The sequence below is a fragment of the Pinisolibacter sp. genome, from assembly GCF_036782435.1.
Taxonomy (GTDB): domain Bacteria; phylum Pseudomonadota; class Alphaproteobacteria; order Rhizobiales; family Ancalomicrobiaceae; genus CALBKH01.
In genome coordinates, this window is the sequence record NZ_DAIPZB010000002.1 from 165,823 (window position 1) to 178,376 (window position 12,554).

Genomic DNA, 12,554 nt, shown 5'->3' on the forward strand with positions numbered 1-12,554 from the left:
CCGGTCCTCGGCGCCGGCCGCCGGCACCGGTGAATGTCGATCCGTCCGCCACCCGGCGTCAGGCCCGGCAGCGATCCGCGGTCGCCTTCTCCGTCTCGTCGAGACGGCGCAGAAGATCGCGCGCCCTGAGGTCGCCGAGCTGCACCGCACGCTCGAAGAGCGCGCGGGCCCGCGGGCGATCGGGTGGGTCGGCCCAGAAGGCGAAGAGTTCGCCGAGCGCCACCACCGCCGCCAGTTCGCCGTCGTCGAAGGCGGAGCCGAGCCAGCGCAGGGCGCTCGCCGGATCGCGGGCGGTGCCGGTCCCCTGCATCTGGAAGCGACCGATGTTGACCTTGGCGGCCGAATGGCCGGCTTCGGCGGCGCGCTGCGACCACGTCGCCGCCTTGGCGAGGTCGAAGGGCACGCCGTCGCCGACGGCATGGGCGACGCCGAGGGCGAATTGGGCGTCGCGATCGCCGCTCTCCGCCGCCGCTTCGAGCCAGCGGAGCGCCCCTTCGGGATCGCGCTCGCCACCCTCGCCCCGGCGCAGCATGTCGGCGAGGCGCCGCATCGAGCCGACGTGGTCGCGCTCGGCGGCGCGGCGGTGGAGCGAGCGCGCCTCCGCCGGCGCCCGCTTGCGGACCAGTTCGGCCAACCGATGGATCGCTTCGACGTCGCCGCGCGCCGCGGCGGCGCGCAGGTGGCGCTCCCCGGTCTCCGCGTCCGCCGGTCCCGCCTCGCCTTCGAGAAGGGCGAGGCCGAGGATGCGCGACGCCGCGGCGTGGCCGCTCGTCGCCGCCGCCTCGAGCAGGTCGCGGGCGCGCGCCGGATCGGCGTCGCCGCCGAGGCCGCGCAGGAGATCGATCGCCAGCGACGTTCGAGCGGTGGCGTTGCCGGCGGCGGCGGCCTTCTCGAACCAGGGGCGCGCCGCGGCGGCGTCGGCGGGGCCGACGTGGCCGCCGGCGAGCAGCGTGCCGAGGCCGAGCGCGGCTTCGACGCTGCCGGCGTCGGCCGCGGGCCGGTAATGGGCGAGCGCGGCGGAGGTGTCGACCGGTCCGCCGATCCCCGCGGCATGGAAATAGCCGGCGAGGGTCGCGGCTTCGAGGTTGCCGGCCGCGGCCGCGGCGCAGGCGAGTTGCCGCGCCCGCTCGGGCGCGCGGACGACGCCGGCGCCGTTGGGATGGAGGGACGAGATCGGCGCGGCCTCGGCGGTCGCGGTGCCGGTGACCAGCAGGATGGCGAGGCGGGTCATGGCCTCGGCGTGGCCGCAGGCGGCGGCGTCCTCGTAACAGGCGGCGGCGTCGGCGAGATCGCGCAGGACACCGCGGCCGGTCTCGTAGAGGCGGCCGAGTTCGTAGCGGGCCTCGGCATCGTCGGCCGGAGCGGCGGCGAGGAGACGGGCGGCTTCGCCGGCGCGGTCGGCGTCGACGAGATCACGGGCGGTGGCGAGGCGCTCGGCGGGCGACAGGCGACGCGGAGCGAGGCGCGCGAGAACGCGTCCGACCCAACCCGCACGCCCTCGCTTTCCGCTGCTCATGGCTCTCGCAGGCCTTCGCTCGTCAAGGGAATCACCTTGTCGAGAAGATACCCGAGCGGCGTGCGCGACCCAACCGCGACATCGGCGGTCACCGGCATGCCCGGCACCAGCCGGAAATCAGCGGGGACGCCGCGCAGATTGGTCTCGCGGATGTCGACATGGGCGAGATAGATCGCCGGCCCGGTCGACCCTTGTTGGTTCTGGCGGCGGAAGGCGTCGGCGGAGATGGTGCGCACCACGCCCTTGCCGGTGCCGTGACGCGAATAGGGCCAGGCCTCGTATTTGAGCTCCACCGGCTGGCCGACCTCGATGTAGCCCTGGTCACGGGCGTCGACTTCGATCTCGACCTGGAGGCCGCCGGCGAGCGGCACCAGGACGAAGAGCTTCTTGGCGCTCTCCACCACCGAACCGATCGAGATGTCGGCGACCTGGAGGACCACCGCGTCCTGCACCGCCTTCAGATCGATGAGTTCGCGGCGTTTGCCGGCCTTGGTCGCCTCTTCGCGCACCGCGGCGAGCTGGCGCTGCTTCTCGACCAGCTGTTCGGCGACGTCGGCGGCCCATTTGCGCCGGGTCGTCTCCTGTTCGGCGCGCAGCGATTCGATCTGATGGGCAGCGGAGACGGCGATCATCCGCTGCACCTCGACGTTGCGCTCGATGTCGACGCGCTGGTCGGAGGCGATGATGGTGTTGAGGCGGCTGCCCGACTGGCGCTCCTGCAGGGTGGTGCGCATGGTCTCGACCTCGCGGATGAGGCCGAGACGCTCGGTGTAGAAGCTCAGCTCCTTTTCGGCGCGCTCGCGGGTGGAGACCGCGCCGGCGATCTTCTCCTCGTAGCCGAGGTCGAGGGCGCGCAACTGCGCCTGCCGCGCCTCCCACAGGCGCGACTGGAGCGTCTCCACCGGATCTTCGGACTTCGGCCGGTAGGCCTCGCCGTGCAACTCCGCCCGGAGGCGGGCGATCTCGGCCTCGAGCGTGGTCATGCGCTGGCCGAGCATGGCGACGTCGGCGCCGGAGAAGGTCGGGTCGAGGCGCGCCAGGATGTCGCCGGCCTTGACGATCTGACCCTCGCGCACGGCGATCTGGCGGACGATCGAGGTCTCGAGCGGTTGCACCACGATGTGCGGTTCGACCGAGGCGACGCGGCCGCGGGCCGTCACCACCCGGTCGATCGGCAACAGGGCGGCGAGCGCGAGGGCGATCACCATCATCGCCGCCAGCGCGTGCAGCGTCAGCCGCGAAGCGCGCGACAGGTCGGCCGACAGGATCTCGGCGGTGTCGGACTGGAAATCCGCCACGGCGCGGGCGGCGGCCCGGTCAGCCGCGAGCGACGGCGGCGAGAGCGACACGATCGTCATGGGCGGGTCCGGGCGAGAGATGGCGGTTCTGTTGGAACCACATGTGGCGGTAGGTGTCGCAACGGGCGAGGAGGTCGTCGTGGCGGCCGGCGTCCTGGAGGCGGCCGCGCTCGAGAACCAGGATCTGGTCGCAGTCGGTGAGCGAGGTCAGGCGGTGGGAGATCATGATCACCGTGCGACCGGCGGCGATGAGGCGCAGGTTCTCGTGGATGATCGCCTCGCTGTCGGGGTCGAGGGCACTGGTCGCCTCGTCGAAGACGAGCAGTGCCGGATCGGTCACCAGGGCGCGGGCGATGGCGAGGCGCTGGCGCTGACCGCCGGAGAGATTGGCGCCGCCCTCTTCGATCGGGGTCTCGTAGCCGCGCGGCAGGCGCTCGATGAACTCCTCGGCGCCGGCGAGCCGCGCCGCCTCGATCATCGCCGACGGCGAAGCGTCGGGACGGGCGACCAGGATGTTCTCGCGAATGGTGCCCTTGAACAGGAAGCTGTCCTGGAGGACGACGCCCATGCGCGAGCGCAGGTGATCGACGTCGATCTCGCGCATGTCGACGCCGTCGATCTTGATCAGCCCCTGCTGCACCTGATGCAGGCCCTGGAGCAGGCGGGTGACGGTGGTCTTGCCGGAGCCGGAGCGGCCCATCATGCCGACCACCGAGCCGGGGCGGATGGTGAAGTCGATGCCGTCGAGAGCCGGAGTGGCGGCGCCCGGATAGGTGAAGCGCACCTCTTCGAACGAGATGGTGCCGCGCATGTCCGGCTTGACGCCGTTCTCGCGGCGCGGCTCGGGCGTGGCGTTGACCACCGAGGCGACCTCGGCGAGCGCCCCGCGCGCTTCCTGGAACTGCTGCATCATGCCGGCGAGCTGAGCGATCGGCTGGGTGGCGCGGGTGGCGATCATGGTGAAAGCGACCAGCGTGCCGGCGTGGACGATCGAGGTCTCGGTGATCGCCAGATAGGCGCCGAGGCAGAGCGATCCGGAGTAGATCGCCCGTTCCAAGGGCGCCAGCAAGGTCTGGGGCTGGTTGGCGAGGAACTGCAGGTCGGTGGCGGCGCGCACCGCTTCGGCGACGCGGGCGTCCCATTCGTTGCGGCGACGGCCTTCCAGCGCCAGCGACTTGATCGTCCGCATCCCCTGGATGGTCTCGATCATCATCGAGCTCTTGCGATGCTCGGCCTCGAGCACGCGGGTGTAGGCGCGGCGGATCGGCCCGAGATAGGCGGCGATCACCACCGCCATCACCGCGCCGATCACCAGCACGTAGGCCGCCAGCTTCGGTTCGAGCATGAACAGCGCCGGGACCAGCACCATCAGCGTCAACCCGTCGAGCAGGCCGTTGAACAGTTGGCCGGTGAGGAAGACGCGGATGCGCCGCGCCTCGCCGAGCTTGTGGGCGACGAGGCCGGTGGGGTTGCGGTCGAAGAAGTCCATCGGCAGGCGCAGCAGCCGATCGAAGAGGTGCAGGCCGATGCGGGCGTCGATCTTGGCCGTCGCCACGGCGATGACGGTGCGGCGAAGGAAGCCGAGGAGCGTCTCGAAGGCGAGCGCGGCGACGACGAAGACGACGAGAACGACGAGCGTCGACATGCGCTGATGGACGAGCACCCGGTCGACGATGACCATGTAGAGGAGCGGCGGCACCAGGGCGAGGACGGAGAGCACCAGGGCGGCGAGCGCGACGTCGCGCACCAGCCGCTTCTCGCGCATCACCTGGCGGATCATCCAGCCGAAGCCGAAGGGCTGCTCCTCGATGCCCTCGCCGGGGCGGCGGCGCAGCAGCATCGCTTCGCCGGTCCAGGCGGCGGAGAGGCGGATCTCGTCGATCGGCTGGGCGGCGCCGTCGGGATCGCGCGGGTCGCGCAGCATCACCGCCGGGACGCCGCCGACGTCGCGGAAGCCTTCGGCCACCAGCCAGGTGCCGTCGGCGAGGCGCAACATCACCGGGAAGGCGCGACCGAAGTCGGCGAAGTGTTTCCAGCGGAGACGGACGGAGCGGACTCGCAGGCCGGCGTCGGCGGCGATGCGCATCAGCCGATCGGTGCCGACGTCGCGACCGCCGTCGAGCAGGTCGCGCCGCAGCCGGTCGGCCGACATCGGCACGCCGAGGCGCGTCGCCACGAGAGCGAGCGCTTCCAGTCCCCCTGCGCCGGAGGTCGTCGAGGCCTCGTCCCGGGTCTCGCCCGTTTCTCCACCACTCATCGAACCACCGCCGAACGCTCCCGGGACACATCGCTCCGGCGGCGAGTTTCGGCGCGACATGGTAAACAGGACGTTAAACGGCCGCCCCTTTCCGGGTCGCCCGGGGTCCGCTGTCGTCCGGACGACGCAACCGACGTTGCGCGGCGACAACATCTCGATCCGGCTTCGCCCGGCGGGGCTCGCCTCGATGGCAAAGCCGGGTAGGATGGGCGAGAGGATGCCGGGCGAGCGAGGCGAGCGCGGCCTCTCGTCGATGATGCGAGATCCGGCGGATCGCCCCGCGACGCCGGATCGAATTCGTCCGAAACCCCCTTGTTCAGAAGGGGGTTTCGGACGAGTAGAAGAAAACCGGGCGACGGCACGACGTCGCTCGCCGAAGAAAACGTCGGAGAACGAAGAACGTGACGGGTGGAGACCTGCGGGGCATTTCGTCGATGGCGACGCGCCAGATCCTGGCCGAACTGGTCGAGGCCTATCGCGCCAAGAGCGGGCGGACGGTGGCGATCGAATCGGTCGGTGGCGTCGACGCGGCGCGCCGGGTGCGCGAGGGTGAGGCCTTCGATGTCGTCGTCCTGGCCGACGACGCGCTGGCGAAGCTCGAGGCGGAGGGCCATCTCGCCGCCGGGACCCGCACCGGCTTCACCCTGTCGGCGCTCGCGGTGGCGACCCGGGCCGGCACGCCTCCGCTCGTCTTCGCCGACGAGCAGGCGGTGCGCGACGCACTCCTCGCCGCCGCCACCATCGGCTATTCGACCGGTCCGAGCGGCACCTATCTGCTGAACCTCGTGAAGCGCTGGGGCATCGACGAAACGATCGCGCCGAAGCTGCGTCAGGCGCCGCCCGGCGTGCCGGTCGGCACGATGGTGGCGCGCGGCGACGCGGAAATCGGGTTCCAGCAGACGAGCGAACTGCTCGGCGTCGCCGGCATCGACCTCGCCGGACCGCTGCCGCCGGCGGTCGCCTTCGAGACGCTGTTCGCCGCGGCCGTCGGGGCCCATGCCGGCGATCCGGACACGGCGCGCGACTTCGTCGTCTGGCTCGCCTCGCCCGAGACCACGGACTGCAAACGCCGAAACGGCATGGAACCGGCTTGATCCCTCGCGACCGATGGCATCACGCCAGATCGAGCCGCGCCAGCGCGCGCAACCGGTCGGGCGTGGCGACCGGAAGACGGAAGAACTCGAGATAGGCCGGAATCATCTCGAACAGCATGTCGGTGCCGACCTGGACCTCGCAGCCGCGGGCGAGCGCGGCGCGAAGGAAGGGGGTGTGGACCTCCTTCATGACCACCTCGCCGACCAGCGCCGTCGGTGCGATGCGGGCGACGTCGAGCGGCAGCGGATCGCCGGGCGACATGCCGAGCGGCGTGGCGTTGACGACCACATCGAAGCCCTCGGGATCGTTCGAGCCGGTGAGGACCTCGAGGCCGGGATGATGGGCGGCGAGGCGCCCGGCGAGCGCCTCGGCCGATGCGGCGCGGGCGTCGTGGAGCGCCAGCGTCGCCACGCCCGCGCCGGCGAGCGAGGCGGCGATGGCCGAGCCGACGCCGCCGGCGCCGACCACCAGGGCACGGGCCCCGGCGAGCTTTCGGCCCTTGCGCAGCACGCCGCGGACGAATCCCTCGCCGTCGAACATGTCGCCGACCACCCGACCGTCCGCGTCAAGGCGGACGGCGTTGCAGGAGCCGGCGACCTTCACGGCGGTGGAGACCTCGTCGAGCAGGGACACCACCTCGACCTTGTGGGGCATGGTGATCAGGGCGCCGAGGATGTTCGACAGGCGGAAGAGCGGCCGGAAGATCGCTTCGAGGTCGCCCGCCTTCACCCCCATGGGCACGACCACGGCATCGGCGCCGGCTTGCTCGAACCACGGATTGTAGACGAGCGGCGCCTTGAAGGCCTCGGTCGGGTGACCGATGTGGGCGACGACGCGCGTCCGGCCGCTGATCATCGCCACGATCTCACTTCGCCGCTTCGGCGGTGAGGTGAGCGACCCGGCGCAGCGCCAGCCCGTAGCCCTGGGTGCCGAAGCCGGCCATGACGCCGTCGGCGCGGAGCGACACGTAGGAGTGATGGCGGAAGGCCTCGCGCTTGTGGACGTTGGAGATGTGAACTTCGAAGACCAGCCCGTCGAAGGCGTTGAGCGCGTCGAGGATGGCGACCGAAGTGTGGGTGAAGGCGCCGGGGTTGATGACGACGGCGCAGGCGGTCTCGCGGGCTTCGTGGATCCAGTCGATGATCTCGTATTCGCGGTTCGACTGGTGGAAGCGCAGGTCGAGGCCGAGTTCGGCGGCCAGTTCACGGCAGCCGGCTTCGACGTCGGCGAGGGTCTCGCTGCCGTAGATGTGGGGCTGGCGCTTGCCGAGGAGATTGAGGTTGGGTCCGTTGAGGACGTAGACGAGGCGGCTCACCGATCTTCTCCGAGTTTGTCCGGCGAGCCGCGACGCGGCGCGACCGGAGGAAATCACCCTGACGAAACCCCTCCCCTCGCCACCGATCGGTTCGACGGGAGCGGCGGGTGCATGTCAGCGAACGACGTAGCCGAAGAGCTTCGGCAGGAACAGGACCGTTTCCGGCACCAGCAGCATGACCAGCAGAGAGGCCACCAACACACCGATGTAGGGCCAGATCGCCCGGACGATGGTGCGCAGCGGAATACCGGTGATCGCATTGATGACGAAGAGCAGCACGCCGTAGGGCGGCGTGATCAGGCCGATCATGCAGTTGACCACCGCGGTGACGCCGAAGTGCACGAGATCGATGCCGAGCGCTTCGCAGGTCGGGATGAACAGCGGAATGATCACCAGGATGATGGTGGTGGCGTCGAGCAGGCAGCCGAGCAGCAGGAACAGCAGGTTGACGCCGAGGAGGAAGGTCAGGGGCGAGACGTCGAGCCCCTTCAACACCACCGCCATCTGCGCCGGGATGTTCTCCGCCGCGACGATGTAGTTGAAGATCAACGACGCGCCGATGATCGCGCCGACCGCCGCCGAGGCCTTGCCGCTCTCCAGGAAGACGCGATGGAGGGTCGGCAGCGAGACGGCGTGATAGAAGAAGGTGGCGAGGATCAGGGCGTAGAGCGCGGCGATCGCCGCCGCTTCGGTCGGGGTCGTGGCGCCGCCGTAGATGCCGTAGAGCAGGATCACCGGCATCATCAGCGCCGGGAAGGCGCGGAAGGTGAGCCGCGGCAGTTCGCGCATCGGCACCGGCTCTTCGAGGGGCACGTTCTCGACCCGCGCCATGCGGGCGTTGAGCACCATCAGCGCCAGACCCATCATGATGCCAGGGACGAAACCGCCGAGGAACAGGTAGCCGATCGAGGTGTCGGAGACGAGGGCGTACATCACCATCGGGATCGACGGCGGGATGATCGGACCGATGGTCGAGGCGGCGGCGGTGATCGCCGCGGCGTAGCCGGCCGAGTAGCGGCCGTCTCGGCGCATCATGTCGATGATGATCTTGCCGAGGCCGACGGCGTCGGCGACCGCCGAGCCCGACATGCCGGCGAAGATCATGTTGGCGACGATGTTGACGTGGCCGAGACCGCCGCGGAAACGGCCGACCAGCGCCAGACAGAAATTCAGCAGCCGCTCCGAGATGGTGCCGGCGTTCATGATGTTGGCGGCGGTGATGAACAGCGGGATCGCCAGCAAGAGGAAGCCGTCGTAGAGGCCCTGGATCATCTGCTCGGCGGCGAGCCCGACGTCCTGCCCCTTGAGGAAGAGGTAGAGGATCGACGAGACCATCATCGACAGCGCCACCGGCGCACCGATGCCGGCGAGCGCGAAGAGCGCGACGATGCACCAGAAGAAGGCGGCGCTCACGAGGCTTCCTCCCGCTCCAGCGTGGTGACGGAATCGCCTCTGATCAGGCGCCAGCAGCGCGTGAGGTAGTGGGCGATCACCGCCACCAGGAAGATCAGGTAGACCGAGAAGACATAGTCGAAGCGGATGCCGATGATGTCGGTGGAGCGGATCTTCTTGAAGGTGATGAAGTCCCAGGTGGCGGGCATCGACGCGGCGAACCCGACCGCCAGTGCGATGGCCGAGAGGAGGGCGTAGACGCGCCGGGTGCCCTGCGAGCCGGCGTTGTAGATCACGTCGAACTTGACGTGGTCCTTGTCGGCGACGACGAAGGCCGCGCCCCAGAACACCGCCCACAGCCAGGTGATGAGGATGACCTCGTAGGCCCAATCGACCGGCGCGTTGAAGAGATAACGCGAGCCGATCTGGACGAGGAAGGCGGCGAACATGGCGATCATCAGCGCCACCAGGACGTCTTCCGCCCGCCGCTGCAGGAACTTCAGGACCGCGAACATCGCTTCCCCCGCCCACGATCACGAGATGACGAACCGGGAGGGGCGCCGCGGCGCGGCACCCCTCGAGGTCGGAAGGACGGGTGAGACCCGCCCGATCGGCATCACTTGACGGCGTTGATCTTGTCGACCATGCCCGCCGGCCAGTCCTTGGCGAACTTGGAGGCGAGATAGTCCGCCTGGACCTTCTTGCGGAAGGCCTCGACGTCCGGGGCGTAGACCTTGAGACCCTTCTCCTTGAAGAAGGCCACCAGTTCGTCCTCGAGCTTCAGCTGCGCCTGACGCGCCGCCTCGCAGGCCTCGTCGGCGGCCTTCTGCACGGTCGCCTGCTGGGCCGGGGTGAAGCCGTCCCACACCTTCTTGGAGATGGCGAGGTAGTTCTGGTCGACGAGGTGCGAGGTCAGCACGATCTGCTTGGTCACCTCGTAGAACTTGGCGTCCTTGTCGGTCGGCAGCGGGTTGTCCTGACCGTCGATGGCGCCGGTCTGCAGCGCCGTGTAGACCTCGGTGAAGGCGAGCGGCAGCGGGTTGGCGCCGAGCGCCTTGCCGAGGAAGAGCCAGGCTTCCGAACCGGGCATGCGCAGCTTGACGCCGGCGAGATCGTCGGGGGTCTTCACCTCCTTGTCGGTGCGCAGGTTCACCTGACGGCGGCCGAGATACATGACCGAGAGCAGTTTCACGCCGAGCTTGGCCTCGGTCTGCTTCTTCAGGTCGTCCATCACCGGATCGGCGAAGACCTTCTTCTGGTGATCGGCGTCGCGCAGCAGGTAGCCGGCGGTGAAGATCGACCAGCCGGGGATCAGGGTCGCCAATTCCTGCGCCGAGGTGATCGACATCTCGAGGTTGCCGCGGGCGATCGCCTCGAGTTCGGTGCCCTGCTTGAACAGCGAGGCGTTCCAGTGCGGCTCGTAGGTGGCGAAGCCGGCGACCGCGGGGCCGAAGTGCTTCTCCAGGCCGAGGGCGCGCTGGTCGGTCGCCGAGGCCGGCGAGGACAGACGCAGAACCACCTTCTGTTGGGCGAAGGCGGTCGTTCCGAGAGCGACGGTGGCGGCGAGAGCGGCGGCGGCGGAAATCGCCGTGCGACGATCGATCTTGAATTTCATGGGGTTCCTCTCCTTCTTTGGTTCTTGCGATCTTCGGACTTCCCACCGGCGAAGCGGCACGGCCATCTTCGCGAAACCGGATGTTCCTCGTCGATCCGCCCCTTCGACCCGATCTCCGCGCCATCAAAGACCTACGTAGCGGAAGGGTCAAATCGCGTTTCGGATTCCTCCACCGCCGAAGTGCGTCACCGCGGTCGTTCGCCACTCTCTCGCGGCCTCGATAGGTCGCCCGCCCGCCGCTCAGGTCGAAGGTGAAGCCGGTGGTGAAGCTGCAGTCCGGCCCGACGATCCAGGCGACGAGGGCGGCGACCTCGTCGACCTGCAGGAAGCGGCCATGGGGATCTTCGCCTTCATCGCGGCGATGTGTTCGGCGGTCATCTCGGCCATCAGGTCGGTCTCGGCCATGGCCGGCGCGACGCAGTTGACCAGGACACCGTCGAGGGCCAGTTCCTCGGCGACCGCCTTGGTGAAGGCGATGACCCGGCCCTTGGCGGCGGAATAGGCGGAGATGAAGGGGACGCCGTCCTTGCCGGCCATCGAGGCGATGTTGACGATGCGGCCGTAGCGGCGCTCGCGCATGTGCGGGATGGCGGCGCGGCAGCCGTGGAAGACGCCGTCGAGATCGACCGCCATCACCCGCTTCCAGGCATCGAGCGGGTAATCCCAGGCGGGGACGACGGGACCGTTGATGCCGGCGTTGTTGATCAGGATGTCGATCGAGCCGGCGGCGGCGCGCGCCGCCTCGAAGGCGGCGGTCACGGCATCGGCGTCGGAGACGTCGACGGTGGACAGGAGGAGCGGCTCGAAACCGGCGGTCGTCGCGTCGAAGCCGCCGAAGGCGACGTCCCAGACGACGACGCGGGCACCCTCGGCGGCCAGACGCCGGGCGATGGTGCGTCCGATCCCGCGCGCCGCGCCGGTCACCATCGCCGTCCGTCCCGACAAAGTGCCCGTCATCTGCGCCGCACCCCACGCCCGCCCCCCGAGATCGGGGGAGTTCCCGGCGCGGTCACGCTGGTATACCGTACCTCAGTTGTCAAGCGATCGCCGCGCACCGATGCGAAGCCCCGGGGCGTGGTGGCGAGCCGCCCCGCGAGGACCGTCGAACCGTGCCGAAGCGTGATGTCGAAGACCGCCGAAGCGCCGGGCCGAAAGATCGGCACGGCACGCCCCTGAAGACGCTGGTGCGCGAGCGTCCGCCGCCGCTCGCCGCGGTGGTGGAGGCGCGCATCCGCGAGGCGATCGTCTTCGGCGAGCTCGGCCTCGGCGAGCCGATCTCGGAGGACCGCATCGCCACGGCGCTGGGCACCAGCCGGACACCGGTGCGCGAGGCGCTCGCCGCACTCCAGCTCCAGGGGCTGGTGGAGATCCGGCCGCAACGAGGCAGTTTCGTCTTCAGCCCGACGGCGAACGACGTCGCCGAGCTCTGCGAATTTCGGGCGGTGCTGGAGGTCGAAGCGCTGCGGCTGGCACATGCGCGGGCGCGGGAGACGACGCTGGCCGAGCTGCGGGCGGCGGAGGCGCGGATGGAGGCGGCGGAGGAGCGCGGCGACGCTCTCGCCGCGGCCGAGGCCGACGCTGCGTTCCACGATGCGCTCTTCGCCGCGAGCGGCAATCGTTTCCTGGCGCAGGCCCATGCGACGATCGCCGGGCGGGTCGGCGCCATGCGCTATTTCGCGCGGCGGCGTTCGGCGGAATCGCGGCGGGAGACGGCGGGTGAACATCGCGCCCTGATCGCCGCTTTCGCGGACGACGATCCGGCGGCGGCGGAAGAGATCCTGCGCGCCCACGTCCTGGCGGTGAACGCTCGCCACGGTGAGGCCGCCGCGACCCCGCTCGAGGAGGCGTGATACCGAGCGGATGAAGTTCCGACCTGTTCGGAACTTCATCCGCGAAGGCAAGCCCGAACGGGCGTCGGCCGGTCAGGCCGCAACTCACGAAATTCGGACGAGTCCGAATTTCGTGAACTCGGTATGAGGAGACCTGTGCGCGGATAGCCCTCGACGACCGCCTGCTGACGTGATTCACTCAATCAACACAATGGATTGGGGTGTTCCATGTCACGG

General features: G+C 69.8%; 11 protein-coding genes. 2 read left to right on the forward strand and 9 right to left on the reverse strand.

Translation table 11 applies throughout. The features are described from left to right. Window positions 1-58: 58 nt before the first annotated feature. From V7Q42_RS01590 to V7Q42_RS01600, 3 genes are read right to left on the reverse strand one after another with little or no spacing between them, the layout of a single operon-like run. Window positions 59-1,516, reverse strand: a complete 1,458-nt coding sequence (locus V7Q42_RS01590) for a tetratricopeptide repeat protein (RefSeq protein ID WP_333821934.1) — start codon at window positions 1,514-1,516, stop codon at window positions 59-61. Further along, window positions 1,513-2,874 carry an HlyD family type I secretion periplasmic adaptor subunit gene (locus tag V7Q42_RS01595; protein WP_333821936.1) on the reverse strand — a complete coding sequence of 454 codons (1,362 nt, stop codon included), beginning with the start codon at window positions 2,872-2,874 and terminating at the stop codon, window positions 1,513-1,515. Before V7Q42_RS01595 ends, V7Q42_RS01590 begins: the two co-directional genes overlap by 4 nt. After that, window positions 2,834-5,071: a peptidase domain-containing ABC transporter gene (locus V7Q42_RS01600; RefSeq protein ID WP_333821937.1), complete on the reverse strand. Its 2,238-nt coding sequence runs from the start codon at window positions 5,069-5,071 to the stop codon at window positions 2,834-2,836. Before V7Q42_RS01600 ends, V7Q42_RS01595 begins: the two co-directional genes overlap by 41 nt. A gap of 401 nt (window positions 5,072-5,472) precedes the next feature. On the opposite strand from V7Q42_RS01600, the gene V7Q42_RS01605 reads away from it, so the two are divergent. Next, a complete protein-coding gene (locus V7Q42_RS01605; protein ID WP_333821938.1) occupies window positions 5,473-6,165 on the forward strand; it encodes a substrate-binding domain-containing protein in 693 nt (230 codons plus the stop codon). A 19-nt stretch (window positions 6,166-6,184) separates the two neighbouring features. Here V7Q42_RS01605 and V7Q42_RS01610 read toward each other — a convergent pair whose 3' ends face one another. The 6 genes from V7Q42_RS01610 to V7Q42_RS01635 form a co-directional block, all read right to left on the reverse strand. Beyond that, window positions 6,185-7,021 carry a shikimate dehydrogenase family protein gene (locus V7Q42_RS01610; RefSeq protein WP_333821952.1) on the reverse strand — a complete coding sequence of 279 codons (837 nt, stop codon included), beginning with the start codon at window positions 7,019-7,021 and terminating at the stop codon, window positions 6,185-6,187. Window positions 7,022-7,031: 10 nt separating this feature from the next. Further along, window positions 7,032-7,481 (reverse strand): type II 3-dehydroquinate dehydratase, encoded by a 450-nt coding sequence (gene aroQ, locus V7Q42_RS01615; RefSeq protein WP_333821941.1) that lies wholly within the window; start codon window positions 7,479-7,481, stop codon window positions 7,032-7,034. A gap of 114 nt (window positions 7,482-7,595) precedes the next feature. Then, a complete protein-coding gene (locus tag V7Q42_RS01620; protein ID WP_333821942.1) occupies window positions 7,596-8,894 on the reverse strand; it encodes a TRAP transporter large permease in 1,299 nt (432 codons plus the stop codon). Beyond that, window positions 8,891-9,388: a TRAP transporter small permease gene (locus V7Q42_RS01625; RefSeq protein WP_333821943.1), complete on the reverse strand. Its 498-nt coding sequence runs from the start codon at window positions 9,386-9,388 to the stop codon at window positions 8,891-8,893. The genes V7Q42_RS01620 and V7Q42_RS01625 overlap by 4 nt, the downstream gene beginning before the upstream one ends. A 101-nt stretch (window positions 9,389-9,489) precedes the next feature. Next, complete coding sequence (locus tag V7Q42_RS01630) at window positions 9,490-10,488, reverse strand: sialic acid TRAP transporter substrate-binding protein SiaP (protein ID WP_333821944.1); 999 nt, start codon at window positions 10,486-10,488, stop codon at window positions 9,490-9,492. A 240-nt stretch (window positions 10,489-10,728) separates the two neighbouring features. Continuing rightward, entirely contained in the window at window positions 10,729-11,445 is a 717-nt protein-coding gene (locus tag V7Q42_RS01635) for an SDR family oxidoreductase (RefSeq protein ID WP_333821946.1), read from the reverse strand. A 152-nt stretch (window positions 11,446-11,597) separates the two neighbouring features. Between V7Q42_RS01635 and V7Q42_RS01640 the strand changes: the two genes are divergently transcribed. Continuing rightward, window positions 11,598-12,338, forward strand: coding sequence for a GntR family transcriptional regulator (locus tag V7Q42_RS01640; protein ID WP_333821948.1), 741 nt, complete (start codon window positions 11,598-11,600; stop codon window positions 12,336-12,338). Window positions 12,339-12,554: the final 216 nt, after the last annotated feature.

What these genes read in the sequence shown, in the direction of transcription:
- V7Q42_RS01595 (WP_333821936.1), bottom strand. Translation starts at nt 2,874, where the DNA reads ATGACGATCGTGTCGCTCTCGCCGCCGTCGCTCGCGGCTGACCGGGCC.
- V7Q42_RS01600 (WP_333821937.1), bottom strand. Translation starts at nt 5,071, where the DNA reads ATGAGTGGTGGAGAAACGGGCGAGACCCGGGACGAGGCCTCGACGACC.
- V7Q42_RS01625 (WP_333821943.1), bottom strand. Translation starts at nt 9,388, where the DNA reads ATGTTCGCGGTCCTGAAGTTCCTGCAGCGGCGGGCGGAAGACGTCCTG.
- V7Q42_RS01630 (WP_333821944.1), bottom strand. Translation starts at nt 10,488, where the DNA reads ATGAAATTCAAGATCGATCGTCGCACGGCGATTTCCGCCGCCGCCGCT.
- V7Q42_RS01610 (WP_333821952.1), bottom strand. Translation starts at nt 7,021, where the DNA reads ATGATCAGCGGCCGGACGCGCGTCGTCGCCCACATCGGTCACCCGACC.
- V7Q42_RS01590 (WP_333821934.1), bottom strand. Translation starts at nt 1,516, where the DNA reads ATGAGCAGCGGAAAGCGAGGGCGTGCGGGTTGGGTCGGACGCGTTCTC.
- V7Q42_RS01635 (WP_333821946.1), bottom strand. Translation starts at nt 11,445, where the DNA reads ATGACGGGCACTTTGTCGGGACGGACGGCGATGGTGACCGGCGCGGCG.